Annotated in this window: 25 protein-coding genes and 2 pseudogenes; 13 read left to right on the top strand and 14 right to left on the bottom strand. The window is 61.2% G+C overall.

Going from position 1 to position 25273, the window contains the following annotated elements; genetic code table 11:
* Positions 1-41 precede the first annotated feature (41 nt).
* The 3 genes from LFT45_RS19940 to LFT45_RS19930 form a co-directional block, all read right to left on the bottom strand.
* The gene (locus LFT45_RS19940; RefSeq protein ID WP_236805302.1) at positions 42-1388 is read right to left on the bottom strand and encodes an ABC transporter substrate-binding protein; all 1347 of its coding nucleotides are present in this window, start codon (positions 1386-1388) and stop codon (positions 42-44) included.
* Between the two features lie 74 nt (positions 1389-1462).
* Entirely contained in the window at positions 1463-2365 is a 903-nt protein-coding gene (locus tag LFT45_RS19935) for a carbohydrate ABC transporter permease (protein ID WP_236805301.1), read from the bottom strand.
* A gap of 12 nt (positions 2366-2377) precedes the next feature.
* Positions 2378-3322, bottom strand: a complete 945-nt coding sequence (locus LFT45_RS19930; protein WP_236809453.1) for a carbohydrate ABC transporter permease — start codon at positions 3320-3322, stop codon at positions 2378-2380.
* 189 nt (positions 3323-3511) lie between these two features.
* Between LFT45_RS19930 and LFT45_RS19925 the strand changes: the two genes are divergently transcribed.
* The 5 genes from LFT45_RS19925 to LFT45_RS19905 all read left to right on the top strand — a co-directional run bounded on the left by LFT45_RS19925 (position 3512) and on the right by LFT45_RS19905 (position 7627).
* The gene (locus LFT45_RS19925; RefSeq protein ID WP_236805300.1) at positions 3512-4714 is read left to right on the top strand and encodes a Gfo/Idh/MocA family protein; all 1203 of its coding nucleotides are present in this window, start codon (positions 3512-3514) and stop codon (positions 4712-4714) included.
* A gap of 14 nt (positions 4715-4728) precedes the next feature.
* Complete coding sequence (locus LFT45_RS19920; protein WP_442863578.1) at positions 4729-5748, top strand: LacI family DNA-binding transcriptional regulator; 1020 nt, start codon at positions 4729-4731, stop codon at positions 5746-5748.
* Positions 5749-6313: 565 nt separating this feature from the next.
* Positions 6314-6640, top strand: coding sequence for a hypothetical protein (locus LFT45_RS19915; protein ID WP_236805298.1), 327 nt, complete (start codon positions 6314-6316; stop codon positions 6638-6640).
* A 180-nt stretch (positions 6641-6820) separates the two neighbouring features.
* Entirely contained in the window at positions 6821-7123 is a 303-nt protein-coding gene (locus tag LFT45_RS19910) for a DUF4193 domain-containing protein (RefSeq protein ID WP_236809452.1), read from the top strand.
* A 21-nt stretch (positions 7124-7144) separates the two neighbouring features.
* Entirely contained in the window at positions 7145-7627 is a 483-nt protein-coding gene (locus LFT45_RS19905; RefSeq protein ID WP_236805297.1) for a hypothetical protein, read from the top strand.
* Between the two features lie 454 nt (positions 7628-8081).
* Here the strand turns inward: LFT45_RS19905 and LFT45_RS19900 are convergent, their stop codons facing one another.
* Positions 8082-8966 carry a lytic transglycosylase gene (locus LFT45_RS19900; protein WP_236805296.1) on the bottom strand — a complete coding sequence of 295 codons (885 nt, stop codon included), beginning with the start codon at positions 8964-8966 and terminating at the stop codon, positions 8082-8084.
* A 1191-nt stretch (positions 8967-10157) separates the two neighbouring features.
* Between LFT45_RS19900 and LFT45_RS19895 the strand changes: the two genes are divergently transcribed.
* From LFT45_RS19895 to LFT45_RS19885, 3 genes are all read left to right on the top strand, one after another.
* Positions 10158-10337, top strand: a complete 180-nt coding sequence (locus LFT45_RS19895) for a hypothetical protein (RefSeq protein ID WP_236805295.1) — start codon at positions 10158-10160, stop codon at positions 10335-10337.
* A gap of 291 nt (positions 10338-10628) precedes the next feature.
* Positions 10629-11006 carry a hypothetical protein gene (locus tag LFT45_RS19890; RefSeq protein ID WP_236805294.1) on the top strand — a complete coding sequence of 126 codons (378 nt, stop codon included), beginning with the start codon at positions 10629-10631 and terminating at the stop codon, positions 11004-11006.
* A 10-nt stretch (positions 11007-11016) separates the two neighbouring features.
* Positions 11017-11484 (top strand): DUF4189 domain-containing protein, encoded by a 468-nt coding sequence (locus LFT45_RS19885; protein ID WP_236805293.1) that lies wholly within the window; start codon positions 11017-11019, stop codon positions 11482-11484.
* A 317-nt stretch (positions 11485-11801) separates the two neighbouring features.
* Here the strand turns inward: LFT45_RS19885 and LFT45_RS23390 are convergent, their stop codons facing one another.
* From LFT45_RS23390 to LFT45_RS19875, 3 genes and pseudogenes are all read right to left on the bottom strand, one after another.
* Positions 11802-11993, bottom strand: a complete 192-nt coding sequence (locus LFT45_RS23390; RefSeq protein ID WP_336885617.1) for an alpha/beta fold hydrolase — start codon at positions 11991-11993, stop codon at positions 11802-11804.
* 143 nt (positions 11994-12136) lie between these two features.
* Positions 12137-12517: pseudogene (locus tag LFT45_RS23385) on the bottom strand (alpha/beta fold hydrolase); the annotation flags it as partial.
* Between the two features lie 308 nt (positions 12518-12825).
* A complete protein-coding gene (locus LFT45_RS19875) occupies positions 12826-13485 on the bottom strand; it encodes a TetR/AcrR family transcriptional regulator (RefSeq protein WP_236805292.1) in 660 nt (219 codons plus the stop codon).
* A 485-nt stretch (positions 13486-13970) separates the two neighbouring features.
* Between LFT45_RS19875 and LFT45_RS19870 the strand changes: the two genes are divergently transcribed.
* The gene (locus LFT45_RS19870; RefSeq protein WP_336885590.1) at positions 13971-15224 is read left to right on the top strand and encodes a S1C family serine protease; all 1254 of its coding nucleotides are present in this window, start codon (positions 13971-13973) and stop codon (positions 15222-15224) included.
* A gap of 603 nt (positions 15225-15827) precedes the next feature.
* Positions 15828-16529, top strand: coding sequence for a hypothetical protein (locus tag LFT45_RS19865; RefSeq protein WP_236805291.1), 702 nt, complete (start codon positions 15828-15830; stop codon positions 16527-16529).
* 572 nt (positions 16530-17101) lie between these two features.
* Here LFT45_RS19865 and LFT45_RS19860 read toward each other — a convergent pair.
* Positions 17102-17626, bottom strand: coding sequence for a cupin domain-containing protein (locus LFT45_RS19860; protein WP_236805290.1), 525 nt, complete (start codon positions 17624-17626; stop codon positions 17102-17104).
* 478 nt (positions 17627-18104) lie between these two features.
* Here LFT45_RS19860 and LFT45_RS19855 point away from each other — a divergent pair, with 478 nt between their 5' ends.
* Together LFT45_RS19855 and LFT45_RS19850 are read left to right on the top strand one after the other, a co-directional pair.
* Positions 18105-18254, top strand: a complete 150-nt coding sequence (locus tag LFT45_RS19855) for a hypothetical protein (RefSeq protein ID WP_236805289.1) — start codon at positions 18105-18107, stop codon at positions 18252-18254.
* Between the two features lie 607 nt (positions 18255-18861).
* Entirely contained in the window at positions 18862-19038 is a 177-nt protein-coding gene (locus tag LFT45_RS19850; RefSeq protein WP_111902233.1) for a CsbD family protein, read from the top strand.
* A 136-nt stretch (positions 19039-19174) separates the two neighbouring features.
* Here LFT45_RS19850 and LFT45_RS19845 read toward each other — a convergent pair whose 3' ends face one another.
* The 4 genes and pseudogenes from LFT45_RS19845 to LFT45_RS19830 form a co-directional block, all read right to left on the bottom strand.
* Positions 19175-19471, bottom strand: a complete 297-nt coding sequence (locus LFT45_RS19845; protein ID WP_236805288.1) for a hypothetical protein — start codon at positions 19469-19471, stop codon at positions 19175-19177.
* Positions 19472-19611: 140 nt separating this feature from the next.
* Positions 19612-19727 (bottom strand): annotated as a pseudogene (locus tag LFT45_RS19840) (threonine aldolase); the annotation flags it as partial.
* A gap of 64 nt (positions 19728-19791) precedes the next feature.
* Complete coding sequence (locus tag LFT45_RS19835; protein WP_236805287.1) at positions 19792-20550, bottom strand: SDR family NAD(P)-dependent oxidoreductase; 759 nt, start codon at positions 20548-20550, stop codon at positions 19792-19794.
* Positions 20547-21950 carry a DUF6421 family protein gene (locus LFT45_RS19830; RefSeq protein ID WP_236805286.1) on the bottom strand — a complete coding sequence of 468 codons (1404 nt, stop codon included), beginning with the start codon at positions 21948-21950 and terminating at the stop codon, positions 20547-20549. Before LFT45_RS19830 ends, LFT45_RS19835 begins: the two co-directional genes overlap by 4 nt.
* Positions 21951-22205: 255 nt before the next feature.
* On the opposite strand from LFT45_RS19830, the gene LFT45_RS19825 reads away from it, so the two are divergent.
* Complete coding sequence (locus LFT45_RS19825) at positions 22206-23777, top strand: amino acid permease (RefSeq protein ID WP_442863577.1); 1572 nt, start codon at positions 22206-22208, stop codon at positions 23775-23777.
* A gap of 129 nt (positions 23778-23906) precedes the next feature.
* Here LFT45_RS19825 and LFT45_RS19820 read toward each other — a convergent pair whose 3' ends face one another.
* On the bottom strand, positions 23907-24056 hold the full coding sequence (locus LFT45_RS19820) for a lmo0937 family membrane protein (protein WP_104137503.1): 150 nt from the start codon (positions 24054-24056) through the stop codon (positions 23907-23909).
* Between the two features lie 218 nt (positions 24057-24274).
* Entirely contained in the window at positions 24275-25201 is a 927-nt protein-coding gene (locus tag LFT45_RS19815) for a LysR family transcriptional regulator (RefSeq protein ID WP_236805285.1), read from the bottom strand.
* Between the last annotated feature and the right edge of the window lie 72 nt (positions 25202-25273).

The following is a 25273-nucleotide window of genomic DNA, read 5'->3' as shown; positions in this document are numbered from 1 at the left end:
AGGAGAGGCGCCCGCGGCGCGCAAGCTGTGTGGCGGGTTGCCTACTTGAAGAGGGCGTTGACCTTCTCGTTGGCCTCGCTCAGGCTGCTGGCGTCCTTCTTGCCGGACAGAACAGCGTCCATGGCCGGTCCCATGAGTCCATCGACCTTTGCCGAGTTTTCGGTGATGGGGAGGAGGACTGTGGTGCCGTCCGTGACGTGGGTGGTGAACGCCGTAACGTCGATGCCCTTGGCCTTGAACGCTGCGGCGGCCTTCTCGGAAGAGGATGTGATCGCAGGGAAGACCACAGCCTTGGAGGCGACAACATCCTGGCAGGCCGGGGAGGCGAGGTACTCGACCCATTTCATCGATGCCACAGGGTATTTGGTGCCGGCGTAGATGGAGTCGCCCAGGCCGTTGAACATGCTGGCGCGCTTGCCATTGGGCCCCTTGGGGGTGGGGGCAATGCCCGTTTCAATGCCCTTGTAGCTGGTGTACTGGCCGATCATCCAGGATCCGTTGGTGTTGATGGCGGCCTTGCCGGCGCCGAAGGCGTCTGCCACGCTGGCGCCCACGGTGGTTTCCAGCTTGGGCATGTAGCCTTTGTCGGCCAGCCCCTTCCACCACTTGATGGTTTCCTGGAACCTGGGATCGTCGTAATTGAACTTGGTGCCCCACGGGTTCTTGTCGGTGTGGGTCCAGCCGGTGGTCGCTGTCAGGAAGCTCCACTGGGTCTGTCCCATGCCGGTGCCGGAATTTTCCAGGCCGAGCCCGTAGACGGCAACCTTGTTCTTGTCGAAGCCAGCCTCGTCGCCGCGCTTGCCGTTCTTGTCCACGGTCAGGTGGGCGATGGCCTTTTCGTAGCTGCCGCCGTCTTGCGGGTTCCAGTCAAGGTTGCCGAGCTGTTCCTCGGTGTACCCGGCGTCCTTGACGAGTTTCTTGTTGTAGAACATGGCGACGGTGTCCCAGTCCTTGGGCAGTCCGTAGCGCTTGCCGTCCTGACCCACCCAAAGATCAGCGAGGCCCTTGTTGTAGATGTCCAGTTTGACCCCGTCCTTGTTGACGGCGTCGTCGAGGGCCAGGAGCTGCTTCTTGGCGGCGAATTCCGGGTACTTGGACAGGTGGTCGGCGAAGACGTCCGGGGCGTTTCCGGCGACAAAGCCGTTGGTCAGGGTGGTCCAGTAGTCGCCCCAGCCGCGCTGGGTGATCTTGACCTTGATGTCGGGATTGGCCTTGGTGAAATCGGCGGCGCACTGTTTGTAGGCCGGGAGCTGGTTGGCGTCCCACATCCAGTAGTTGATGTCGCCCTTGGCCTCACCGGCGGTGGCGGAAGGGGATCCGCCCCCGCAGGCGGAGAGGGAGATGGCGATGGCTGCGGCGGCGGCGACGGCGCCCAGGGTTTTTTTCATGATTGACCTTTCGAAGAGGGCATGGGGTTGCCCGGAACGGAGTATGTACAGGGAAGTGCTTGGGGTTTGGCGGTCTACTTGATGCCGGAGAATCCGATGGAGTTGACCACTTTCTTACCGAAGGCGAGGAACAGGATGAGGATGGGCACCGCCGCAACGATGGTGGCCGCCATCAGTCCGGACCAGTCGGGAGCACCCTGTGGGGACTGGGACTTGAAAACGCTCAGGCCCACGGTGAGAACGCGGACGTTTTCGTCGTTGCCGACCAGCAGTGGCCAGAAGTATTCGTTCCATTGGCCGATGAACGTCAGCAGAGCGAGGGTTGCCAGAGGTGCGGCGGCGTTGGGCAGGACGATCTGGAAGAAGATGCGCAGGTGCTTGGCCCCGTCGAGCATGGCTGCCTCTTCCACTTCGCGGGACATGCTCAGGAAGAACTGGCGCAGGAAGAAGATGCCGAACGCGGACATGAACAGGAAGGGCAGTGTTAGCCCGGCGAACGTATTCAGCAGACCCAGGTTCTTTATGAGCAGGAAGTTGGGCAGGGCGGTGAAGATCCCCGGAATCATCATGGTTGCCAGGAACACGGAGAAGACCTTGTCCCGTCCGGGCCAGCGGAGCCGCGCGAACGCGTAGGCGGCAAGTGCGCTGAAAAAGACCTGGGCTGCGGTGGTCACGGTGGAAAAGAGTATGGAGTTGCGCAGGTACAGCCAGAAGTCGATGGCGGCACCGGAGCCGCCTTCGGCGATCGCCTCGTCTGTGGTCTGCATTCCGAAGACGCGTTTGAAGGCACCCCAGGAGAAGTCTGCCGGTAGGAGATTCGTTGAGTTGGAGGCCAGTGAGTGGTTGCTGGAGAGGGCTGTCCGGAGCATCCAGAGGAACGGGAGGATGGTGACGGCCAGTGCGATGGCGATGATGGCCCACGCGCCGATTCGGTGCCAGTTGAGGGGTTTGCGGGTGGTGAGTGTCTGAGTGGTCATGGCGGGGGTTCCTTAGTCCAGATCCGTTTCGTTGCCCTTGAGGAACTTCATTTGGATGAAGGCCACGAGTGCGAGGATCACGAAGAGAATGACGGACAGGGCTGAGGCGTACCCGAAGTCCGATTCGCCGAAGGCTTTTTGGTAGATGTACATCTGGATGACGCGGGTGGCGTTGACGGGGCCGCCGCCGGTGGTGACCGCGACGGTGTCGAAGACCTGGAAGGAGCCGATGACGGTGACCACCAGGACCAGTGCCAGGACCGGACGCAGGAGCGGCACGGTGATGGACCAGAAAGTCCTGGTGGGCGAGGCGCCGTCCAGGGAGGCCACTTCGTAGACATGATGGGGGATAGCCTGGAGGCCGGCGAAGATGAGCAGGGCGGTGTAGCCCATGTGGCGCCAGACGTTGACGAAGGCGATGGTGGGGATGGCCCACTGTTCACTGCCGAAGAAGGCGATGCGAGGGAGTCCCATCCAGCTGATGAACTCGTTCACGATGCCGAGCTGGTAGTCGAGCATCCAGAACCACAACAGGGCAACGATGACGTTGGCCACGAGGAACGGCAGCAGCAGGGCTCCCCGGATGAACGTGGACTTCGCGACCCGGTGCATCAGCAGCGCCAGGCCCAGGGCGATGACGGTCTGGAACACGATGTTGATTGCGACGTACTGGATGGTCACCGCCATGGCATTCCAGAACAGTTCGTCCGCGAAAATCGCGGTGTAGTTCTTGATTCCAATCCACTCCGGTTCGCCCAGCAGGCTGTACTCGGTGAAGCTCAAGTAGACACCCCGGATGGTCGGGACGAGACAAAAAGCAACGAGGCCGATCATCGCCGGAAGGATGAACAGCAGCGCGATCCTGAGGTCACGCAGTTTCGCGACGCCCCGGGGGCGGGTGGGACGCTGCGGCGCCTTATGCGCTGCGGTGGGTGGGTGCTTGGTAAGGGTGGTCATCATCGACCCTTCCTGAGTGTGTGATGTGACTAACAATTGCCAGCGAATCTACACGGGTAGAAGTGGAAGGGCAAGAGTCTCCCGAAGAAACACAGGCTTTTTTCCAGCCTTAGAAAAATACGTTGACGCGTGTAGATAGCATCGTGGAAGATGAGGCAAACAGCTGGATCGAGTTAGAGGAGAGAAACAATGACGTTTTCCATTGGAGTGGTGGGCGCCGGGCAGTTCGGTGGCCAGTTCGCGCACCTGTTCCATTTGCACCCGGGTGTAAGCGAAGTATTCGTCGTGGACGAGCGGCCGGAGCGGGCAGCCGAAGCGGTGGAACGCTACGGCCTGTCAGGTACCGTAGGCAGCTTCGAGGAGCTTCTGGAGTCAGCCGTCGACGCTGTGGCCATCTTCACCCAGCGGTGGACCCACGGCCCACTGGTGGAGCGGGCCCTCCGGGCCGGCAAGCACGTCTACTCGGCAGTTCCCATGGCGGTCTCCGAGGATGAAATTGCCCGCATCATCGAAGCGGTCCGGGAGACCGGCAACGTCTACATGATGGGGGAAACTAGCTATTACAACCCAGCCACCGTCTACGCCCGCGAGCAGCACGCGGCCGGAAAGTTCGGCAGGGTTTTCTACACCGAGGGCGACTACGTCCACGACATGGACCTCGGCTTTTATGACGCCTACCAGTACAGCGGCGGTGAGCGCTGGAAGGAAACCGCCAGCTATCCGCCAATGCTCTATCCGACGCATGCTATCGGTGGAGTCTTGGGCGCGATTCCCGCCCACGCTGTCAGCGTCAGCTGTGTGGGCGTGAAGGATGACCGGCAGGACGGCGTGTTCGATAAGGACATCAGCATGTTCGGGAACGATTTTTCGAACGCAACGGCGCTGTTTGAACTCAACGACGGCGGCGTGATGCGTACCAACGAAATGCGGCGGGTGGGTTACCCATCCCACCTTCGGGAGTCCCGGTTCAGGTTCTTTGGCACAGAGGCCAGCTTTGAACAGCTGGCCAAGGTCACGGTCTGGCAGGACAAGACCAATATCCACGACATTTCGGAGCAGGTGGAGTCCAGGCCCAGCATGGCCCTGGACGACCCATCACTGGCCAATGTGGCACCCGAACTCCGCGATGCCTTTGTCTCCGGCCTGGCGCCGGTCCACGACAGCAGTCGCCTTCCTGAGGAATTCCGCGGAGCGCCCAACGGACACGAAGGCAGCCACCACTTCCTCGTTGATGACTTCGTCACGGCGGTCAATAACCGTACACTTCCGCCGGTCAACGCATGGACCGCGGCGCGGTTCACCCTGCCGGGCATCGTGGCCCACGAGTCCGCCCGGCGCAACGGCGAACGCCTGCCCGTCCGGGACTTTGGCGATGCCCCGGCCTCACTCTAGCTAGCATGGACCTCATGACAACATCAGCAGTGCCCGCCCCGCGTACCCAAGTGACCCGCAAGGATGTCGCCAGGTTCGCCGGGGTGAGCACCGCTGTTGTCAGCTACGTCGTCAATAAAGGTCCCAAAAAGGTCGCCCCCGCCACAGAAGCCAAAGTGCAGGAGGCCATCCGCCTCCTGGGCTACCGGCCCAACGCCGCCGCCCGTGCGCTTAAGCTCGGCTCAACCGAGACGATCGGCCTCATCGTCCCGGACAACGGCAACCCCTTCTTCTCCCTGCTGGCCCGTGCCGTGGAGGACGCGGCAGCCAACCTCGGCTACGCCCTCCTGCTGACCAACTCCGACGGAAATCTCACCAAGGAACGCAGGAACGTCCGCAACCTCGCCGCCCGGCAGGTAGACGGCGTGATTCTGTCCAGCGTCCTGTTCGAGCCAGACCTCACCGAACTTGAAGCGGCAGAAATCCCAGCCGTGCTCCTGGACCACGATGCCGACATACCCGGTTTCAACAGCGTGGGCGTAGACCGGGTCGCAGCTGCAAAATCCGCAGTGGAGCACCTCATAAGCCACGGGCATACGAACATCGCCCTGGCAATGGGCATCAACGCCGGCAACTTTTCCGACGGACGTGAACAGGGCTGGCTGCAGGCCCTTACCGAGGCCGGGCTGCCCGAAGGCCCCATCGTCCGCAGCTTTTTCACGCGCGACGGCGGCTACACCGCAGGCCAACGCCTGCTGGCCGCCGCAAACAGGCCGACCGCGATTTTCGCTAGCTCGGACATGCAGGCCATTGGCATTCTCCGGGCGCTTCACGAAGCCGGCCTATCGGTGCCCGAGGACATAGCCCTGGCCGCATACGACGGCTCCGCGGAGGCTGAATACAGCTGGCCGTCGCTGACCACGGTAGAACAGCCCGCACATGCCATGGCCGAAGCGGCCGTACGAGCACTTATCGGAGCCCGACGCGGGGAAAAACCGGAGCACCGGACCTTTCCCACGCACCTGCGCGTCCGGAACTCCTGCGGCTGCCACTAAAGGCGCAACCTCAGACGAAGGCATCCGACGAATTGCCGGGGTCGCCGCCGGACCAATGAGCGACATGAAGGTGGGGCAGGCCTGAGCCAGAGATACGGCCGGCAGGCGTCGGGTGGTGCGACACCGCGAACGTCATACAGGATGGCGCGCCGGTCGCCTCCAACCTCCACGCACTTATGTACGTGCAGGACATTCATTCTGCGGCCTCTACGCAGGCTGCGGCCCTGACGAATTTCACGGTAGGCCGCTGGTCGTCCTGACAGTTGGCACGGGGGAGTCTGCTCGGGTGGTGCTTCGCAGGAAGCCCATCCCTCCCTGTCCCATCAGCCTGCATCGCGTCAACGACGGGGACACCCACGCGTCATTCATCACCGATCAGGAGGACGCGTCCGCGAACGTCCGCCGAATCCTCGGCGCTGACCATTTGCTTCATAGCTAGCTTCCTGCGGACGCCGCTCCTCCGAGGAGCCCAGAAAGGGTTAGGCAACCGTGACCCTCGGGGCGTTCCTCGGCGGCGCTGCACCCATTACTGTCAATGGACCATCGGGACGAAGTTAGAGGCACCATGACCATCGACATCGGGCTCATCCTCAGTCATGAGGACGAAGTGCACTTTGCAGCCCAGACCGAAGCTGTCACCGCAGCAATGCAGCAGGTGCGTAAACTGCACCCGGCATACAGCTGGGTGGGCACCGATGAGATTCGCTGCAGAGGATGCAATGCCGGCCTCGACATACCGTCCCTCGCCAGCACGAACGCCAACGCCGATAAGGCCTTTCGGGCGCACCAGACGGCCCAGGTCGACGCCGTGCTGGCCGCAGACGCGCATCATTCGATTCAATACTATTCGGCGAGTCATGATCCGATGCGGGACTTGAACCTGACCGGATGACCTATGGGCGCCCGGCGCGGTGTCCTGCTTTGGACACGAGGCGGAGGTTCCACCGGCGCTGCCTGCCTGGGCCGGCACGGCCTCACGGTCCTGGATACGGGAACAACGACGCATTGGTAGGCGTTGCAGTCTCGTCAGAAAAGAACATCAACGAAAACATCAGAAATGAGAATCACCCAAGTGGCAACCGATTACGACGAAGTCCGTTCCGACGTCAAGGAATCCCAGGACCGGTCGCTGGAGGCGTTGCAGTCTGCGAACGCTCCGGATGCCCGCAGTGTCGTCAAGGAACTGGACGAAGCCGATGCATTCGATGAAGGACTGACCCCCGGTGGAGAGATCGTCTCCGAGGAACTCATCGTCCAGGTCATTCCAGAGGCCGCGGATGAATTCACCTGCTATTCCTGCTTCCTGGTCCGGCACCGGTCCCAACTCGTGCGCGAGAGCAACGGCCATTCATACTGCATTGAGTGCGAAGGCTAAGGCCGCTCCCAGCGGAGTGCGGTGAAACTGGCGGAGGCAGTCAATCCTCCGGTGCCGACGCTGGGCGGCAGCGCCGTCGACCGCCCCGGCAGCACGGGCACAACCAAAGCGGACCAGAACCAAATGCACCGCGTCAGTTGCCTGTCGCGCGATCGCCCCAACATTCCAGAATCAAAGCGGCTGAAAATATGGGTTGACTTCAAAACCGGCGGGCCTGCCGCATTGGCCGCCTCTTTCTTTACGCGCTGCAAGAGAGGGGTACAAGCGGCTGGAGCCGGTGAGCAAGAAACAGTTTGCGGCGTCTTCAGCTTTCCACCGGGCATGGGGCAGCGCGGGCGGCTTGCCCTTGATGCCCCAGAAGACGTTCGGCTGTCAAGCATTGGTGCGAGCCATCAGGGGATCTTGAGGAAGGATGTCTTGGAGTTCTACCTGGCGCAGCCAAAGCGAACTTTGATGACGAAGCCTCATCCTGGGGCACTCAAGGACCACTCGCTGTCGAGCTAGGTGACGGCAGAACTGTGCTCGTCGACGGCAATCATCGCTGGGCTGCGGCCCCCATCAGAGATGAACCGTCATTCCTTGTTCAGACACTACGAGGGAAGCCAATCTCCTGACCCAGATTTTACGTGGCCCTTAGCGGGGCAGGGCACTCCCCTCGCCATTCTGCAACGCCGATAATCGATGTTCCGTCACCCTGAACGGGCGGCGCCGGGTCGGCCCAAGGGACAAGCTGGCGCAGCGCTATGCGGAAAGGCCGGCAACACCTGAGATTTACGAGAGCTGCGGTAAAGCGTCTTGTCGCGGGACAGTCGGAGAGCGAGCGAGGGTACCCCCAGCCAGATCACCGCCGCCGTCGAAGGGCCGGTAGAACTGCGGCCAAACGTGATCTGCCGGGCGGGGGTATCCCGGGCTTCACCAGGACGTACGGCGCCGGTGTCTGGGTCATTCGATTATCGGGTCAGCGGAATCTCCTCTCGTGATTCAGTACCGAGGCGACGTAGGCACGGGTGTCCCTGTACATGCCGCGGGTCATGACGGACCGCTGTCCCTGGTAATAGGAAGCGATCGCGATTCGCAGGTTCGGGCTGGTCCAAATCAAAACCCGGATGATGGCCACCCCGGCGGTGATATTGTCCTGGGCGTTGCGCAGGTTCAGGGGCCGGCCGACGAGCTGGGACGCCCAGACACCCGAGCTCGGCATGATCTGCATGGTGCCAATTGCACCTGCCCAGGAGGTGACGTTCTGCCGGAAGCTGGACTCCTGCAGGGCGATGGCCAAGGCCAGGGACGGCCTGACACCCATCCGGCGGGCCGTGTTTGCAACCATGGACTTCAGCTGCGCAACACTCGGGTTCGTTGCCGGGGCCCATCCCCGACCCGACCGGCTGATGATGATCCGCTGACCCGGGTAAATGACGGTGCGAATGTTCATCCGGTTGACCGCAAGGATTGTCCTGAGGCTGATCCCATACCTCGCCGCGATTCCGCTGAGGGTTTCTCCGCGCCTCACAATGTGAATTGCGGATCGAGCCGCGGTGCCGATCCGGATCCGGATCCTCTGGCCCGGATAGATGATAGTGCGCATGTTCATTCGATTGATGGCGAGGATGGTCCTCAAGCTGACGCCGTGGCGGGCGGCGATTCCGCTGAGGGTGTCACCTCGTCTGACGACATAGACGCCGGCTGCCGCTGCCCTTAGCGGCGCCTGGACTTGGATCGGTGCCTGGATTTGCGATGGGGTGGCTGGTTGCGCGGCTGGGCCGCTGAACAGGGTGGAAAGGACGGCCGCGGAGACTGCTCCCGCGGTCAGAGTGGCGCGGATGCGCCGGGGGGCGTTATTCATGGGTTTTCTTCTCACAGGTGGTGGCTGCTGCCCGCCAGGCATTGGCTTTTGGGCGCGGCAAAGCCAGGCCGCACCGAAGGTGTGCGGAACCGTCGACTTTGACTTCGGTCCTCGGGACCGGACGCTCACCCGAAGGACAACCGCACCACCCGCGTGCTGGCTCCTAATTGGGCGCAACCCCCTGCTGCACATACCGTCCGCATGGATGAGATCGGAGCCCCTCTTCCGGAAGGGCGCGGCCGGCACGGCTCACTTGGAAAGATGCAGTTGTGGGCACACCAAAGGGCACGGAAAGTCCACTGCAAGGAGCGGTCGGACAGAAACGCCAGCGGTGCTGCCAGATTGCCACCGGATGGGTCAGGTAATCGCCATCAGGGGCGGGGTGAGGATCAGAGGCCGGACCGATTGCGTTTCCATCCCGGCCTATGAGCGATTTTATCCCCACCTGCCGGGTCTGCACCGGGCCGATCCCGGCCAATCGCTTACCCTGGGCCCGCGTTTTCCTTGTCCTCCGCACTCGCGGCGGAGGGTCTAACTACGAGTGGCTGTTGCCGCGATCTCGACGATGTCGGGCCCCGCATACTGGCGGGGTCGGGTGATTGCGGGGCGCTGCTTATGGTAATGCCGAATTAGTCTTTTGCGGGCAATGAAGGCGCCCGTTCCAGGGACGGTGTACTGTACGAGCCCATCTTCGGGGGCGAAAATGATCCCCTTTTCGATGAGGCGGGGGCGCTGGCTGGTGAGGGAGCTGTGGTCCTTCCCGAGGCGCCCCCGCTCAGGTCTGCCGTAGCCGAGGGGCCTTCATCGTCCTGGCTCATCGCGCGCAGACAGTGCCGCTCGGCAAGTGTGGCCCGTTGCCAGCGTGCGACGAACCCGTGGTCCAGTCGGCTGTTCCGGGCTCTACGGCAAGCCGGGCATCACCGACCGTGATCACCTTCTCGGACGCTGTCTCCCAAGGGGGTTCGCCCGTAGGCCTGCAGAAAGTAGGCCTAACCGCCGGCATCGTCCAGCACGATCTCCAGGGCCTGGCCCTCGAGAACGGCTGGACTGCGATCATTGCAGGCGCGGCTTCCTCCTGCACGCCTTTGCGCTGTTCGCCACGCACCCCGGAACCTCGGCCCCGGTAGCTCCCACCGAGACGCTGGTCGAGGCAGGGCCCTACCGGTTCGTACGCAACCCCAGTACCTGGCGGTGCTCACCATCATCCTGGGCCAGACACTCCTGTTCGGCAGCTGGCCGCTCGCGCTCTACGCCGTGATCGTCCTCATTGCCGTCGCCGCGTTCGTGAAGGGCTACGGGGAATCAACCCTTACCAGCACCTACGGAGAGCAATACCTCAACTACCGCCGGAACGTGAGAGAGACACCCTGATGTCCGGTCGGCAGCGTACTCCGCGGCCCTTGGCTGGAATTGATTGGAAAAAGCAGGTTACCACCTACCAACAAACATTGACTTCCCGTAAACGCATTAAGTAGGTCTTGATTTCTATGGTCGGCAGGTCCATGATACGCAGCAGAACCCCAAGTATCCGCGGGTTCAGCGCGCTTTCCATCCTGTGCCGCAACGGACGTATTCATGGAAAGCCCACACCGAGATTACAGGGAAATCCAATTCCCTATAATGACATTGGCGGGGCTGGTGCCGCGTCACAAACATCGTTCTGTGAACCTGTACCAGGGCGTGGTTGCCCTTGGTTTTGAGAAAAGGCAAACAATAGCGGCGTCTTATTCTCCTCCGGATTCACATCTAAAAGGTGGTTTCGGAAAAGAACGCGCCCTGTTGTGGGTGGCAAATGACGCAGCAGGTCGCTGGACCTTGGGGAAAATGCCGCCGGAAGAGACGCCGAAGCGGCAGACCAGACGCAGCGACCTTCATGCCCAGTCGGCCCGCAATCCGGTCCAGCCATTGAATGTGCTCGAAAAAGTTATCGGTCCCGAAGGGAAGGCTCGCCTGACACTGGCCGTTCCCGGGTCACCAGACCTGGCTCACTTCACCCAGCCACACCTTCATGAAGACCCCCGCCACCAAGTGCAGGGGTAAAGGATTCACCATGAAAACAAGTCCCGGACGCCGTCGTCCACTCGCCATCGTAATCCTCCTCATGGCCTTTCTGTTCTCCGGCAGCGGTCTGACGGCCGCGGCTTCGCCCCTGGCAACGCTCGCTCAGTCCACTGTGCAGGCTAAGGCCGCCGCCGCAGACCGCTACGTCTCCTTCGCTTTCTACCCCGGCAACTTCGCGGGGTGGCAGGCCTTTGCATCTTCGGGTGAGGAAGCACGCAACATCGCACTGGACCAATGCAACCGCAATCAATCGGAGGGCAAATACAACTGTATCTCCACCGGTTACGCCCATAACGCGTACCTCGCAGTCGCGGTTTCAAAGCCGTACGGAGCTTGGGGTTCTAATGCCAACACTTCGGCAACCTACGCCGGCCAGTGGGCGCTTTACTACTGCCAGAAGTATGGAGGTGGCAACGACTGCCGCGTAATCTACAACCGGCACTCCAGCGAGGGATAGCCCTCGCCAGGCTCCGGAACGCGCAAACCCGGAACCGCCGCCTGCTGCAGCATGCGCTGGAAACAGCAGGACGACACCCAAGCAGGCTCCCGCGGCGAATCCTCAAAGGGAATTCCCGACCCGCGGGGGCCTCGCCTGGCAGTTTTTTGGAACGCCGATAATCGAGATTCCGTTAACTAAACCGGCACAGTATCCCGTAGGGAGATTTAGTGCATGCCATAGGGGTGGCCAGGCGAGGCAGCTCGGCGTGGCATACACACTGGGTGGCCAGGTGGGAAGAAGGCTGCAAGTTGAACGTGCTGGGCCCGTGGCGCCCGTCAGGAGCGGGTACCGAGGTAGTGCAGAATCGCCCGGGCCGTTTCCTCCGGCGCGCTGACGTGGGGGCAGTGCCCGGTGGCCTGAAGCTGCACCAGGGTGCTGTGTTCCAGATTCTTGTGCAGGTAGGTGCCCACTTCCGGCGGGGCAAGCCGATCGTCGGAGCACTGCAGAATGAGGCAGCTGGTGCGCATCTTTTCAGTTCAGGGCGGGTGTCAGAAAAGAAAGTTACCCCAGCGAAGTGCCGTGCGATTGACGGATCTGTCCGGCAAAAGCTGACGCGCAGGTCCTCCGCTAAGTCCGGCTCCTGCAGGTTGCCCATAACCACGGGCGCCAAGGCCGCGGCCCAGGCAAAATAGTCGCTGTCCAGAGATGCCAGCAGGGCCTCGATGTCTTCCCGTGAAAACCCGCCCACGTAGCCGTCGTACGGGTCATCCGTATGCCGGGGTGAAGGAGCAAGCAGGACCAGATGGGAGAAACGGTTGGGGTCCTGCACGGCGGCGATCACCGCGATCATCGTGCTGACACTGTGGCCCACGAGGATGACGTCCTCGAGTTCAAGGGCGGCGCAAATCTCCAACATGTCGGCCGCGTACCCATCTAGGGACCTGTACGTCTCCCAGTCATAGGCGCTGATGTCGGAGTGTCCGGCACCCACACGATCAAACAGCACCAACCGGTAATCATCAACGAAATAGGGCACCAGCTTCCGCCACATACCCTGATCGCAGCCAAAACCGTGGGCAAACATCACTACCTGCCCATCATCCCGGCCAGAGAGGGTGACATTGTTCCGACGGATAACCGCCGCAGCTGCCTCACTTGATGCCTTGACCATACCCTCACTCCCGTCTGGATGAGTTTTAGGCCCGCCTTGAAGTAAGTCATTTTTGGGAACCCTGTTCGCGGTGGATGCGCTTCGGGGTACCGACGAGATCTCCGGGTACAGGAGGTTCCTTCTCATCATCGGAACTCATGAGGCTCATCCTAGCCCGCATGCACAGGTAAGTCGGGACTGCGGGCCTGTCAGGGCAAGCTGCGGCGGTGGCGCGCGATGATGATCCCCGCCATGTCCTTGGCCAGGCTGGCCGCCTGCTGGTCCCCTTCCATGGCCGAAATGATGGAGCCCTTCAACAGGAGGTGCCATGCCCGGGCGAACAGCTCAGAGTGCTCCAGGCCGGCGTCATCGGCCACGGCCTGGACGTGCCCGCGGATCCTGGCCAGATATGTGACGCTCGCCTGGCCCAGCGGATGGTCGGGGCCCATTTCCATGAGGACCTTGATCAGCATGTTGGTTTTATAGCCGCCGTCCCCGAGCCGGTCGGCGAAAACGTCGAAGATGACAAGCAACTCCTCTTCCGGGGTAGCGCTGCGGCGCTGAGCTTCGGCAACGATTTCGCTGAACCAGATCTGGTCCCGAAGGGCCAGAACTGCCAGGACAAGATCGTCCTTTGAGGGGAAGTGCCGGTAGAACGTCGACTTGGCAACTTCGGATGACTCGATCAGTTCGTTGACGCCGACATCCCGGATACTCCGCCGGGAGAAAAGCTCGTATGCGGTGCTCAGGATGCGTTCCCTGGTATCGGCGCCAGCCGACGAGTGCTGGCTCGGATCTGCAAAGCCGTGCCGGGCATCCGCGCCGGTCCATGAGGCAGACGTGCCAGGTTCACGTGCTGAATTAGCCATTGGAATCCCCCAAAAATAGGCACCATTTCGACGGGCGCCGGCAAATGCCGGGTCCTCTCCTCTATTGAAGCCCGGCGAAACGCCGTGCCCCTCGCAGACAATAGAACTTACTTGATGGCTACGCTGGTCGCTGCCTCTCCAATGTTGCCGCGCTGTGCGACCGAGACGGCGATCTTGCGTCGGAAAACCCATTAGTGATGTCAGGACAAAATCACCTCACGCCAACAGACACCTACAAAATTCAAGCTCCGGAACGCAGAACCTGGTTTTCCCGGTGTTACGCTGTCATCGCTGGGGTACTTGAGTCAGGATAAGTGGCAGCCGATTCGAACAATGGAAAGGTCCCGCAATTTAGCTCCTTGCTAGAAACAGCACTTCGTGCCGCTTTCACAACTTAAGAATAACCTTGCGGGGCAGCAGGCAGGCGTGACCCACAATCACGACTGACAAGGGTGCCCCGTTCCTTCAGGACCGGGAGGCAATTGATGAGCACTAAGCGGAGTCCTATCGGGCGTTGTGCGATTGCGGCAGTTATGAGCCTTTGTATTTCGACCACGGGCTGCACAAATCTGCCTGGCCCCCCGCCCCCACCTGATTCATCGCCCAGTCTGTCTACACCAGCGCCGGCGCCTACGCCCGTTCCAAGCCAGAGCACTACCCCCAGTGAGAGCCCCGCCCAGAGCCCGACTGCAAGCACGGAAGCTGTTCCCAAGAGCTGGCCCGAGGTGGTTACCCAGGTGCAATCGGGCGTGGGGCAGTTCAGCGTCACAACATGTGAGAACAGTTTCACGGGCACGGGATTTCTCGTTGGTCCTGATCTGGTCGTTACCGCCGCACACATGGTACGGGACGCTTCCGCCATAAGCATTTCGTTTGGTCGAACCTCCGTCAATGCCACGACTCTCGGCGTGAATGAACTAGCTGATTTAGCGCTTGTGAGAACCGAGACTCCTGTTCAAGGCCATCAGTTTCAGTTCAGAACGACTGCACCGCCAATAGGGACGGATGTCGCGGCCCTAGGATTTCCCTTAGGGCGGCCATTCACCTTGACGCGAGGGACAGTGAGTGCTTTGAACGCGGAACAGAAAATTGGAAATCGAATCCTCAGTAACCTGATTCAAACTGACGCCGCTATCAACCACGGGAACAGCGGTGGACCGCTAATTACCCAAGATGGTGAGGTTTCAGGTGTTGTTGTCACTATCGAATTCGACCAAGATGTCCGGGCCGAAGGGATCGCCTACGCGGTGACTGCACCGCGAGCTGCTGCGGCCGTTCAGGAATGGGAGGCACGATCGGTGCCGGTAAGGCTCAAAGAATGCGGTAACGCCCCGGCACCAGGGTCAGGATTCTTCCCGCTGACGGTCTTGGCCAGCCACGATCAAGCGCGCAACATCGGACAGAGCCTCTTACTTCATGGCCAGGGCATCAACCAAGGGGCCTACCCCGCTGCATTCAAGCAATTCACCCCCGAACTCCAAGCAAGTTTCGGTGACTCAGTTGCGTGGAGTGCCGAGCTCGGATCCTCGTACTGGCGAAAGGCCGAAATCGTTGACGTCACCGGAAGCGGCGATACCCTTTCCGCAGATGTAAACCTACAAACCAGCCAGGATGCTGCGCACGGCAGAAACGGCCAAACGTGCTCAAGCTGGAAAATCCGCTACGCCATGCATTGGAACGGAAGCGCTTGGCTCATAGCCGGTACGTCACTGCCCTTCGGAGAACCGACTGCCTGCTGATAACAGCGCGCTGCGCAGCAGCGGCGCCGTAACTGGCCACATCGAGGGCGGCCGCTTACCGCAAATTGCCGGGCCCCAGCTCCTCGAATGGCTACGTTACAGCAGCTGCTGGGAAGCCGAAGGACCAATCTCGGCTAGCCCTGTGCTACCGCGCATTCGCTTCGGGACCGAGCCAAGGCTATTAATAGATGCGCGATTCCCTCGTCTAATGACGCGTACTCTGAACGTCGATAACCGGCGTTCCGTCTACCTGTTTGTCCCGACAGCGGTTTCAATCAAAGGCACATGGCCGAGGCGCTCTCGTGCCTGGTCGCTGCAGCACCCTGACCATTCCGCATCGGCCTATATGTCTCGTCCTCCCGGACGTGGAACTTCTAAGGCAATTTCCATGGAAGGCCTCAGATTCTCCTCAGGTATATCGGGGATGATCGAGTAACTCTCCGCTGGATGAACCTGCCAGCATCGACCAGCGGGATGGACAGTCGGTTCGGGCACGACAAACCCCAGTGGCTGCTCGCTCCAGAGTGTCCAACACTTGCATACCTCCAGCTGGCTGCTGCGTGATTCCGTCTAATAACAGCCGAGGGTTGAAGGGAGATAACCGTGATTCTTCAAACCGAAAGCATTGTAGAGGAACCAGGTGAAATCACTCGCATTGCCGTCCATATCAGCATGCATCAGCCCGAGTGGAATAGCATTGGTGAGTTTTTGTTAGAGGCTCGGGAAGGGTGCTCAGGATATGCAGTACACGAATTAGGGGAACATGATCTTCTCCTCGCATTCGACACTCGTCGAACGCAGCCACGAAATTTGTCAACCAGACTACAAGAATTACAGTCCATGACGACCCCTCTCATTTACACTCTGACTCAGATGATTCAGGACCCCATAGCAGGCTTTATGGGACCAGTGAGCTATCCAGTATCTGCCGAGGTTCACGCTGCCCTCCTAGAGCAGCAACTCATCGTAATCCGCCTTGTTGACCTATCACTTCTCCAAGGAGACTTTGCGGCTGCTGGCACGCCGATCAGCATGCAGCCGGTGGAGTGCGATGAAGGCTATGAACTGGCTGTTGTGGTTGCCGGATTGGAGCTGTTCCGTTTCGCGCCAAGAATGGTCGAGCAACTACTTGCGAACCCTGTCGCGTTGTCTCTTTCCTTGGAGTCTCTCATTGCAGTGGTCAACCAGGTTCTTTCACAAGCCGAAGAGGGTGGAGATGAAATGCTAAATAAAGCAGATAGGGCCCACTCGGCTGGTGAAAACGAACCAGTTTGCTCTGGAGTACGAGCCTGTGACCTTCATTGATGTCTGCATTGTCCCCAGTGTCGGCGCCAACGGCCGGGTCCACTTTGCCGGGACCGACTCCAACAAAGTTGGCGCCGTCCAGGCCCAGTCCGGCTGCGGCGCGCTGGAGGTTGGTGGTTGTCGCCACGGATGCCCAGTCGTCAACCCGAACCCGGCTGCAGAGAAGGCTGTGATTTTGCCGGCGGGAGGTCCTTCGCCGAGCTCATCGGGGAGGCCAAACATGTCATCGCCGATTCCGGCTAGGAATCCGGGCGTGGCCCTTCGGGAGATGACAGCCCCCCGTGTGCCCGGGCGATCCCCTTTGGCTGCGCTCAACATCACCGTCTTGCCGATACCCCTGAACCCAGTGATGATGGTCAAAAGCCCCGGTGCCCCTGCGCGACCGACCAGTGTTGGCGGTGTGGCTCCCGCTGTGGGCTTGAACGGTTCTGCACGGTACCGCCGGGTGAAAGTAGGTGAAACTTTCCCCACCTTTAGGCATAGCCACTCGCTCCAAGCAAGGGGGGGCAGGTGGTTTCTGCGTCGCTGCCGATTCAGGCGTGCGTCGGCGGTCTGGACGGCCAAGCCCCTTTCTACGTGGGTGCTTCGCCGTCCATTTCCAAGGGCCGGATCAAACCGAAGCGATTGATGAGCTTGGGCAGGGATTCGAAGTCCATGCGCAGCCCGTACTTTGCGTTGGCTGCTGCCATGCCTTCGAGATCCGGTGCAGCGTCGTCGGGGAAGAACGGTCCAATCTCTTGGAAGTATTCTTCGAAACCAGCAGGTGAAATTACCTCCAGAACCTGGGCCGGTTCGTCACCGGCGTTCCAGAAGGTATGCCACTGGCCCCTGGGCTTTCGGACGAGTTGGCCTGGGCCTGCGTGAAAGACTTCCTCGCCCAGGAGGAACCCAATACGACCCTTCATGACCACGGTGAACTCGTCTTCGCGGCTGTGCATATGGAGCGGTGCTGCGAGCTCCTTCGGTGCGAGCAAATGTTCGACCACGGCGAAGCCTCCTGACGTTGCTCCTGCTGCGAGTATCGTCCGGGCAGTCATGGCGTCACCGAAACGGACCAACGGGCCGGCGTTGGCGGGTCCGAAGTTGTGTGCGTTCATGGGAACATGGTCCGCTTGCCCACGCATGCCAAACAACCCTTGACAGGTGGAGCGGGTGGAGGCGGCAGGCAATGCCCCCCTTGCCAGTCTGCAGCATGCGAGGAACAGCCCCTTTTGAATGCACTCCCCAGCTCAAGTCCGAACGCCGATAGCGGGCCTTTCGTCAGCCTGAACAGGGACCGGGGCCGCCCGCAGCCCCGGCATCTGGGATTCCGAATGGTTGCGGGTGCCTGAAGGGATGGGCTGAGGGGGTGTTGCCGATGGCGTGCAGGGATCCGAATTGGCCGATGGCTCAAACTTGGAGCCACTCGGAAAGGCCAAAGCCTCCTTGGTGCCGCTCCTTCCTGTCGGGCCCGACCTAAACAACGGGTGTTTACAGGGGTTATCTCCACGAAATTCCCAGATTCGCCCAGCACCATGGGTGCTACATCGACTACTGACCCGGAGTAGCCCAAGACGGAAAGTTGAGGGAATAGCCATGGTTGAAAACCCAGAGCGACATCCATCCAGCGTCCTGCTTTGGATCGTGATGATCCCGGTCGCGGCGGTTATGGTGGCCGCACTCATTTACTTTATCGTCACTACAGCTATCCCTGTCATAGGCGAGATATGGGAAGCAATTTTCTAGACACGACCCTGAGGCAATAGTCCCGCTTCGTCGAGTTCTCGACCAAGTGGGGCCGGCAGTAGCCGGCAATCACCCGGCTAGGGATAGCGCCTGGAGCGAGTTGGTGCCGCTCCCAGACTACGACGTCGAAATCCGGCGAGTTCGTCAGTGCGTGCTCAGCTGAAAACAATGGCCCGGGCGCTGAAGAAGGTGTCTGAACGCGCACCGGTTTCCTCCACATGAAGGAATGCTGTGGTTCCTTGCGAACGGACTCTGGGGGAGTGCGGTGCCGAGCTCAGCCCCAAGGTTGCCCAACATTTTCCCGAGGTGGCGGGCAAATACTGACAGCGTCCTAAAGGAGCCGGAAATAAGCGCCGGTCTCTCTTTCAGCACTGCCGGGTCCGGCGCATCCCCCAGCTCACCGGACCCGGCAACAAACCCACACAGCTACAAGGTTCAGAGCGCGTGGAACCTATCGCTGGCCGCGCCCTTCAGCGATGGTGCAGGCAACGTCTGGTTCCATATTTCCTGTCACCAGTACGCTCCAAAGTTTGAAACAGAATGCTAAGCATGCTTATGTTGTTCCTATGGCCGAATCGAACGGCCGCCAACCAGAGGAGGAAACACCATGGGACTAGGCGACAAGATCGAGAACGCTGCTGAGAAGGCCGGCGGCAAGGGCAAGGAAGCAGCAGGCGCCGCATCCGGCGATGAAAGCCTGCGCACCGAAGGCCAGGCCGATCAGGCCAAGGGCGATTTGAAGCAGGCCGGCGAGAAAGTCAAGGACGCCTTCAAGAAGGACTGACCCGAACGCAAGCGAAAGGGTGCACCCCGTCAGTGCACCCTTTTGTGCGTCGGCATGATCAGCCAGCTGACTTTCACTGGGTCGCAGCTCCGGCCTAGGCGCCCCAAACTTTCGAGGCAACGGCCGGTGGTTTCGATCACGAACCGGAGCGGGCGGGTTCTGAAACGCGGGCGATCTTTACCTCGAAGTCTAAGCCGGCGTCACCTCCGGCGAGCCTGTGCAGCAGATATGCCCGGAGTGCGCCATTGCTGGTCGTGTGCGGGGCAGGAAGGGCTTCGCCGCTGAACAGGGCATATGAGTCGCTGATGTGAAACACGGACAGAATGCAATCCTGGAGGTCACTAATCCGCAGGCTCATGACGGTGTCGCGGAAGCTGCCCTGTGCGCCGCTTTTGGGCATGGCCGTCACGGAGAATGACACCGCCTTTGCCATAAATCCGATCCTTCGAAGATTCCCCGCCCGAGATCGTTGCCTCTGGCCACCATCGAAAATGTTAGTCCCTGCGTCCGGCGAACATAAGCCTTACCCGTCAGTAAGTTGACCGGATCCAAGCGGTCCAGCCGCCCCGGCAAGACAACGGCCTCGCCGAACAGCGGCCCGTCTTGGTGCCGCCGAAGGACAGGACGTCAACGCCGACGTCGGTGGTGAATGCGCGCAAAGGAAGCCCAAGATGTGCTGCAGCGTTGGCCGGTTCGGGTCGTGCAGGCGGCCCGCCAGTACGTGCGGGCCGCCTGCTGTGGAATCGACGTTGCTTATGTCTGTGCACCCACAAGGTGACCGGTGGTGAGCGGCAAGCGCTGCCCGTTGATCTGTTCTGCCTCCAGGTCGAAGATCCGCGCTACGGCGTCGGCAAGGACGCTGACATCGGTGAATCCCGGAAATTTGCGTTCCGGCTGGGCTGCGCGCATCCGGTCATCGACCAGTGCCTTGACCACGAAGACCACGGCGGCTGAGTGCTGAGCGGAGGCGGGGCTGTCTTTTTCTCCCCGCAGTTGCCGGAATCCGTCGGCCACAGCCAGGGTCCATGCCTCGGCGGCAGACTTAACGGCAGCATAGGCGGCACCATCCGCTGTCGGCGAGGAAGCTGACTGTGCTGAAACGATGGCCAGGCGACCCGCAGGGGAGGCAGCCAGGTCATCGTAAAACGCCCGGCTGGTGTTCCTCAGGGTGGTGAGGACGCTGGTGTGCAGGAAGTCCCAGTCTTCGTCCGTCTGGCCTTTAATGCCTGCGCCACCGCGCCACCCTCCCACAAGATGGATGAGGCCATCCACGGGACCCAGATCCTGCCGAACAGACTTCGCCAAGCCTTCGACGGCTTGCAGATCTGCGAGGTTGCAGACATAACCTGTGACGTTCTCGTAGGCGCCCGAGAGCTCCTGCACCCGGTCCTCAAGAATGTCCACGGCGGCTACGCGTGCCCCTGCCTGCGAGAGGGTGCGGACCGCCGCGACGCCGGCAGCGCTTGTGGAACCGGCGACGACGACCGTGCGACCCGACAGATCCTGGCTCATGCGCGTGCCTCACCCTCGGACTTCACGGGGCTCGTACCGGTGATCCCGGCAGTTGACTCAATGACCGCGCGCATCTTCTTCTCCAGTGCCTCATAGAACATTGACAGGGGAAATTCGTCATCGAGGACCTGGTCGGTCAGTCCGCGGGGAGGGCCGTCGAGCGGAAGGGCGTCCGGCCCCTTGGCCCATACGGAGGACGGGTTGGGCGTGAGGGTTTCCGAGACGAGCTCATAGGCGGCCAGCCAGTGTGCCGGCTTCGGCCGGTCAATCGAACGCCAGTAGAGTTCCTCGATGCGTACGCCCAGTTCGACGACGACGCCGGCGACGTCCTTCCAGTCGATGCTCAGCTTTCCATCGGTCCAGTGCAGGACCCGGTGCTGGTGCATCCAGGCGAACAGCAATTGGCCGCCCACGGCGTCGTAGTTGCGGACCCTGTTCCCGGTGATCGCGAAGCGGAAAATGCGATCGAAGATCACTGCGTACTGGACCAGCTTGGCGTGCTTGCGGGCGTCATCGGAAGCCGTTTCGTCCCGCTCGATGATTACTGATTCGCGGAAGGCGGTCAGGTCACAGCGGAGCTCCTCGAGGGAGTACAGGAAGTACGGCATCCGCTGCTTGATCATGAACGGATCAAAGGGCAGGTCACCGCGCATGTGGGTCCGGTCGTGGATCAGATCCCACATCACGAAGGTCTTCTCCGTGAGGTGTTGGTCCTCGAGCAATTCCGCGGCGTCATCCGGCAGGTCCAGCGAAGTAATGTCGGCAGCAGCTTTCAGGACGCGACGGAAACGGGCAGCTTCGCGGTCGGCGAAGATGCCTCCCCAGGTGAACGAGGGGGTGCTCCGGACGGCTACGCTCTCGGGGAAGAGTACTGCGGAGTTCGTGTCATAGCCGGGCGTGAAATCGGCGAAGCTGATGGGGACGAATAGCTTGTTGGAGTAGTTTCCTGCCTCCAGGTCAGCGACGAAGGATGGCCAAATAACCTCGATGAGGACGGCCTCAAAGTATCGGTTGGCGCTGCCGTTCTGCGTGTACATGGGGAACACAACCAGATGCGGCAGCCCATCGATGCGCCACTGCTCGGGGTGAAAGGCCACCAATGAGTCGAGGAAATCAGGTACGGCGAAGCCCTCGGACTCCCACCGCTGGAAGTCCTGCACGAGCAGTTCGAGGTATTCCGAGTCGTGGGGAAGATGCGGACGCAGGTCGTCGATTGAGCCGGTAATGATGCTGAGATTCTGGCGGGCCTGGTGGTGGTTAGCGGGCTCCGGAACGGAACCGTCCTGCGCTTGAACCTGTTGCAGTCCAATGACGGCTGCCTTGAGAGCCTGCCATGCCGGGAGCGCCTTGAGGTCTTCTGCCCGCGTGGTCGACACTTCGGGACTTGCGATGACAGACATGTCTTCCTTCCGTTGAGGGGTCCCGAAGACCGTAGCAATGGGTAAGCATGATTGATGCGTTTTTTGACGAAGCCTAAGAAACTCTTGTTCTCAGGCCGGGGCTGCTCCGGCCTGAGAACAAGACTTCGACCATTCGGCGGGCAACATTCGCTTCGCCAGCGGGCTCTTTCTTTCTTTGTGTTAGCTTGATCACCGTCCTTCCCGGCCGGGCCCGCCGGAAAGCACATCCACCGCAGCTACCTTCCCGGAGGCATCATGGGACTCAGCTCCCTCACGCAAACAACTTCCACAGAAATCAAAGACGATGAAGTGGCACAAGCCGGATACGCCCCAGCCACAGGGGCAGCTCGCACCTCCGTCGAAACCCCCAACGAACTCAAGCGCGGGCTAAGCAGCCGCCACCTGCAGATGATCGCCATAGGCGGCGCGATCGGTACCGGGCTGTTCGTGGCCTCGGGCGGCACCATCTCCCAGGCGGGCCCCGGCGGTGCGTTGGCCGCCTACGCGCTGGTGGGGCTGATGGTATTCCTGTTGATGCAGTCACTGGGCGAAATGTCGGCCAAAATCCCGGTGGCCGGTTCCTTCCAGTCCTTTGCCACCCGTTTTGTCTCCCCGTCCTTCGGGTTCGCGATCGGCTGGAACTATTGGTTCAACTGGGCCATTACGGTGGCCGCCGAGCTGGTCGCAGCCGGAATCATCATGGACTTCTGGTTCCCGGGGGTCCCCGGATGGGTCTGGGCCGGAATCTTTCTGCTGATGTTGGCGGGGCTCAACGCCCTCTCGGCGAAGTCCTTCGGTGAGTCGGAGTTCTGGCTCTCCCTCATCAAGGTCACCGCAGTGGTGCTCTTCCTGATCGCCGGCGTGCTGATGATCTCCGGCATCCTCGGGGGCAACTCCCCGGGACTGAGTAACTGGGAAAACCGCGATGAAGTGTTCCACGGGGGATGGGTCTCGATCATCTCGGTCTTCATGATTGCCGGGTTCTCATTCCAGGGCACCGAGCTGGTGGGCGTGGCCGCAGGCGAAGCCAAAAACCCGCGACGCGAAGTGCCGAAAGCTATCCGCACTGTCTTCTGGCGAATCATGCTTTTCTACATTGGTGCCATCTTTATCATCGGCTGCCTGATCCCTTTCACCGATCCGAGCCTGCTGGCCTCCGGCGAGGCCGATGTTGCAGCATCGCCCTTCACCCTGGTCTTCTCGCGCGCCGGCATCGCCTTCGCGGCGGCCTTGATGAACGCGGTGATCCTGACCGCCATCCTGTCCGCGGGCAACTCCGGACTCTATGCCTCCACCCGGATGCTTTACGCCATGGCACACGACGGCATGGCGCCGAAGATCTTCGGCCGGACCAACGCACGTGGCGTGCCGATCCCGGCGCTGCTGGCGACCGCGGCTGTGGGACTCTTCGGGTTCCTCTCCGCGATCGTCGGTCAGGGCGCGGCTTACTCCTGGCTGCTGAACATGTCAGGCCTGTGCGGCTTCATCGTCTGGGCGGGGATCGCGGTCTCCCACTACCGTTTCAGGCGGGGCTTCCTGGCCCAGGGGAACAAGCTCAGCGACCTGCCGTACAAAGCCTCCCTTTTCCCCATTGGCCCGCTGCTGGCCTTCGCCCTGCTGGTCCTTGTGATCGCGGGACAGAACTACGAGGCTGTCCTTGCCGGGAGGGTGATGGAGGTGCTTTCCTCCTACATCGGGTTGCCGGTCTTCATTGCCCTATGGCTGGCTCACCGCTTCATGACCAAGTCCAAAGTGGTGCCGCTGCTCGAGATGGATCTCGCAGCACCCAAAGACCTCGAGGACGAACGAAGCGCCGGCACGCCGTAATCATGCTGCCGCGGGGCTACCCCACGCAGTGATCGGGAAAATTGATCGGGAACCAGGGAAGCCGGGTGAGAACTGCGCCCGGCTTCCCTGTTACCCGCGGAGGTCAATCACGCCGGGTCATAAATTGCACTACACCCGGGAGGACCTGCCACGGACGAAGTGGAAGATCAGGACCACCACCGCTATAACCAAAAGCAGGTGAATTAAGCCGCCGCCGATGTTGCCGAGCAGGCCGAGAAGCCAGAGAACCGCGATAATGATGGCTATCCAAAGCAACATGAGAGTCTCCCTTGTTTGTACGCGGATGGAAACGCTAGTTCTGCGTCCCGGCCACTCTGCGTAGATAAGCGGCTGGCAGTAATGACCTGACTGCCAGAGGGACGCTGCCGGCAAGGATCATCCCCGTAACCCTCGCTCTCATGGGCCCGACTCCGCATCTACTGTGGTGCTTATCAGCCTATGCCTGGATCAGCTCGCCGGAAATAGGGCGGGACCAATCACGACGTCGAGCGCGTGTCGAAGGCCGCAGCCGATTCCCGCAGGAGGCGCGCCACGGTGTCCACAGGCAGGCTGGCTGACCGTCGCCGGTCGAACCGCCGCAGAACAATGCGCCGCGTGCCCAGCCCGGGAACGTCCAGGACGTCCACCCCGTCCTGGACGAGACCGGTCAACGCCAAGGTGGGCACGATGGCAACCCCTTCGCCGGCCGCGACGAGTGCGAGAGCGGTCAGCGTGTCCTGGTACTGATGCACCGTCTCCAACTGGGCGCCCGTTGACTCACGGAGCCGGCCGAGGACCGAAGCGTTGGCTGCTGAGGACTCGACGCCGAGCCAGGGAAGGGGCAGACGGCCAAGGTCGATGTTCTCGGTGGTGAGGAGCGCACCCGCGGGAACCACCAGTTTCCAGGGCTCGTCCAGGAGGGGTTCCTCGATCATTCCGGCGCCCAGTGAACGCTGCCCGGCCGTCGTCGTCGAATCGAGCTCAATCACGACGGCGTCGAGGGCGCGCTGCCGAAGCAGCCGCATCAAGGCGGGGAAGTCGTCCTCAATCATCCGGATCTGTAATTGCGGGTACTGGATGCGCCACTCGGGCAGGCGCGGGATCACCACCGTGCGGACAAAGCTGGTGAAGCCGCCCACTCGCACAACCCCCGCGATCTTGGCCCCGCCTTCCATCCGCGCGCGGGCGACGCTGAGTGCGCGTTCGATCTCCTCGCCGGCTTCGGCTACGGCCAGGCCGGCGGGTGTCAAAACCGAGCCCTTGGGTGTGCGTACCACCAGGGCGTGCCCCGTCTCGTCCTCCAACTTATTGAGCTGCTGGGACACGGCCGAGGGCGAAATTCCCAGTTCGTCAGCGGCGGCGAGCACCCCGCCTGTGCGGGCAACCGCAAGAAGAACTCGCAGCCGGCGCGGATCAATATCCATGTTAAGTAGTTCTAAACCATGTCTTCAGCGGAATGCAATTGATCTAAAGACCCTTCTTACTCATAATTGCTG

It is taken from the genome of Arthrobacter sp. FW305-BF8, assembly GCF_021789315.1.
In the GTDB taxonomy this organism is placed as follows: domain Bacteria; phylum Actinomycetota; class Actinomycetes; order Actinomycetales; family Micrococcaceae; genus Arthrobacter.
This window is presented reverse-complemented; position numbering and strand designations above follow the sequence as displayed.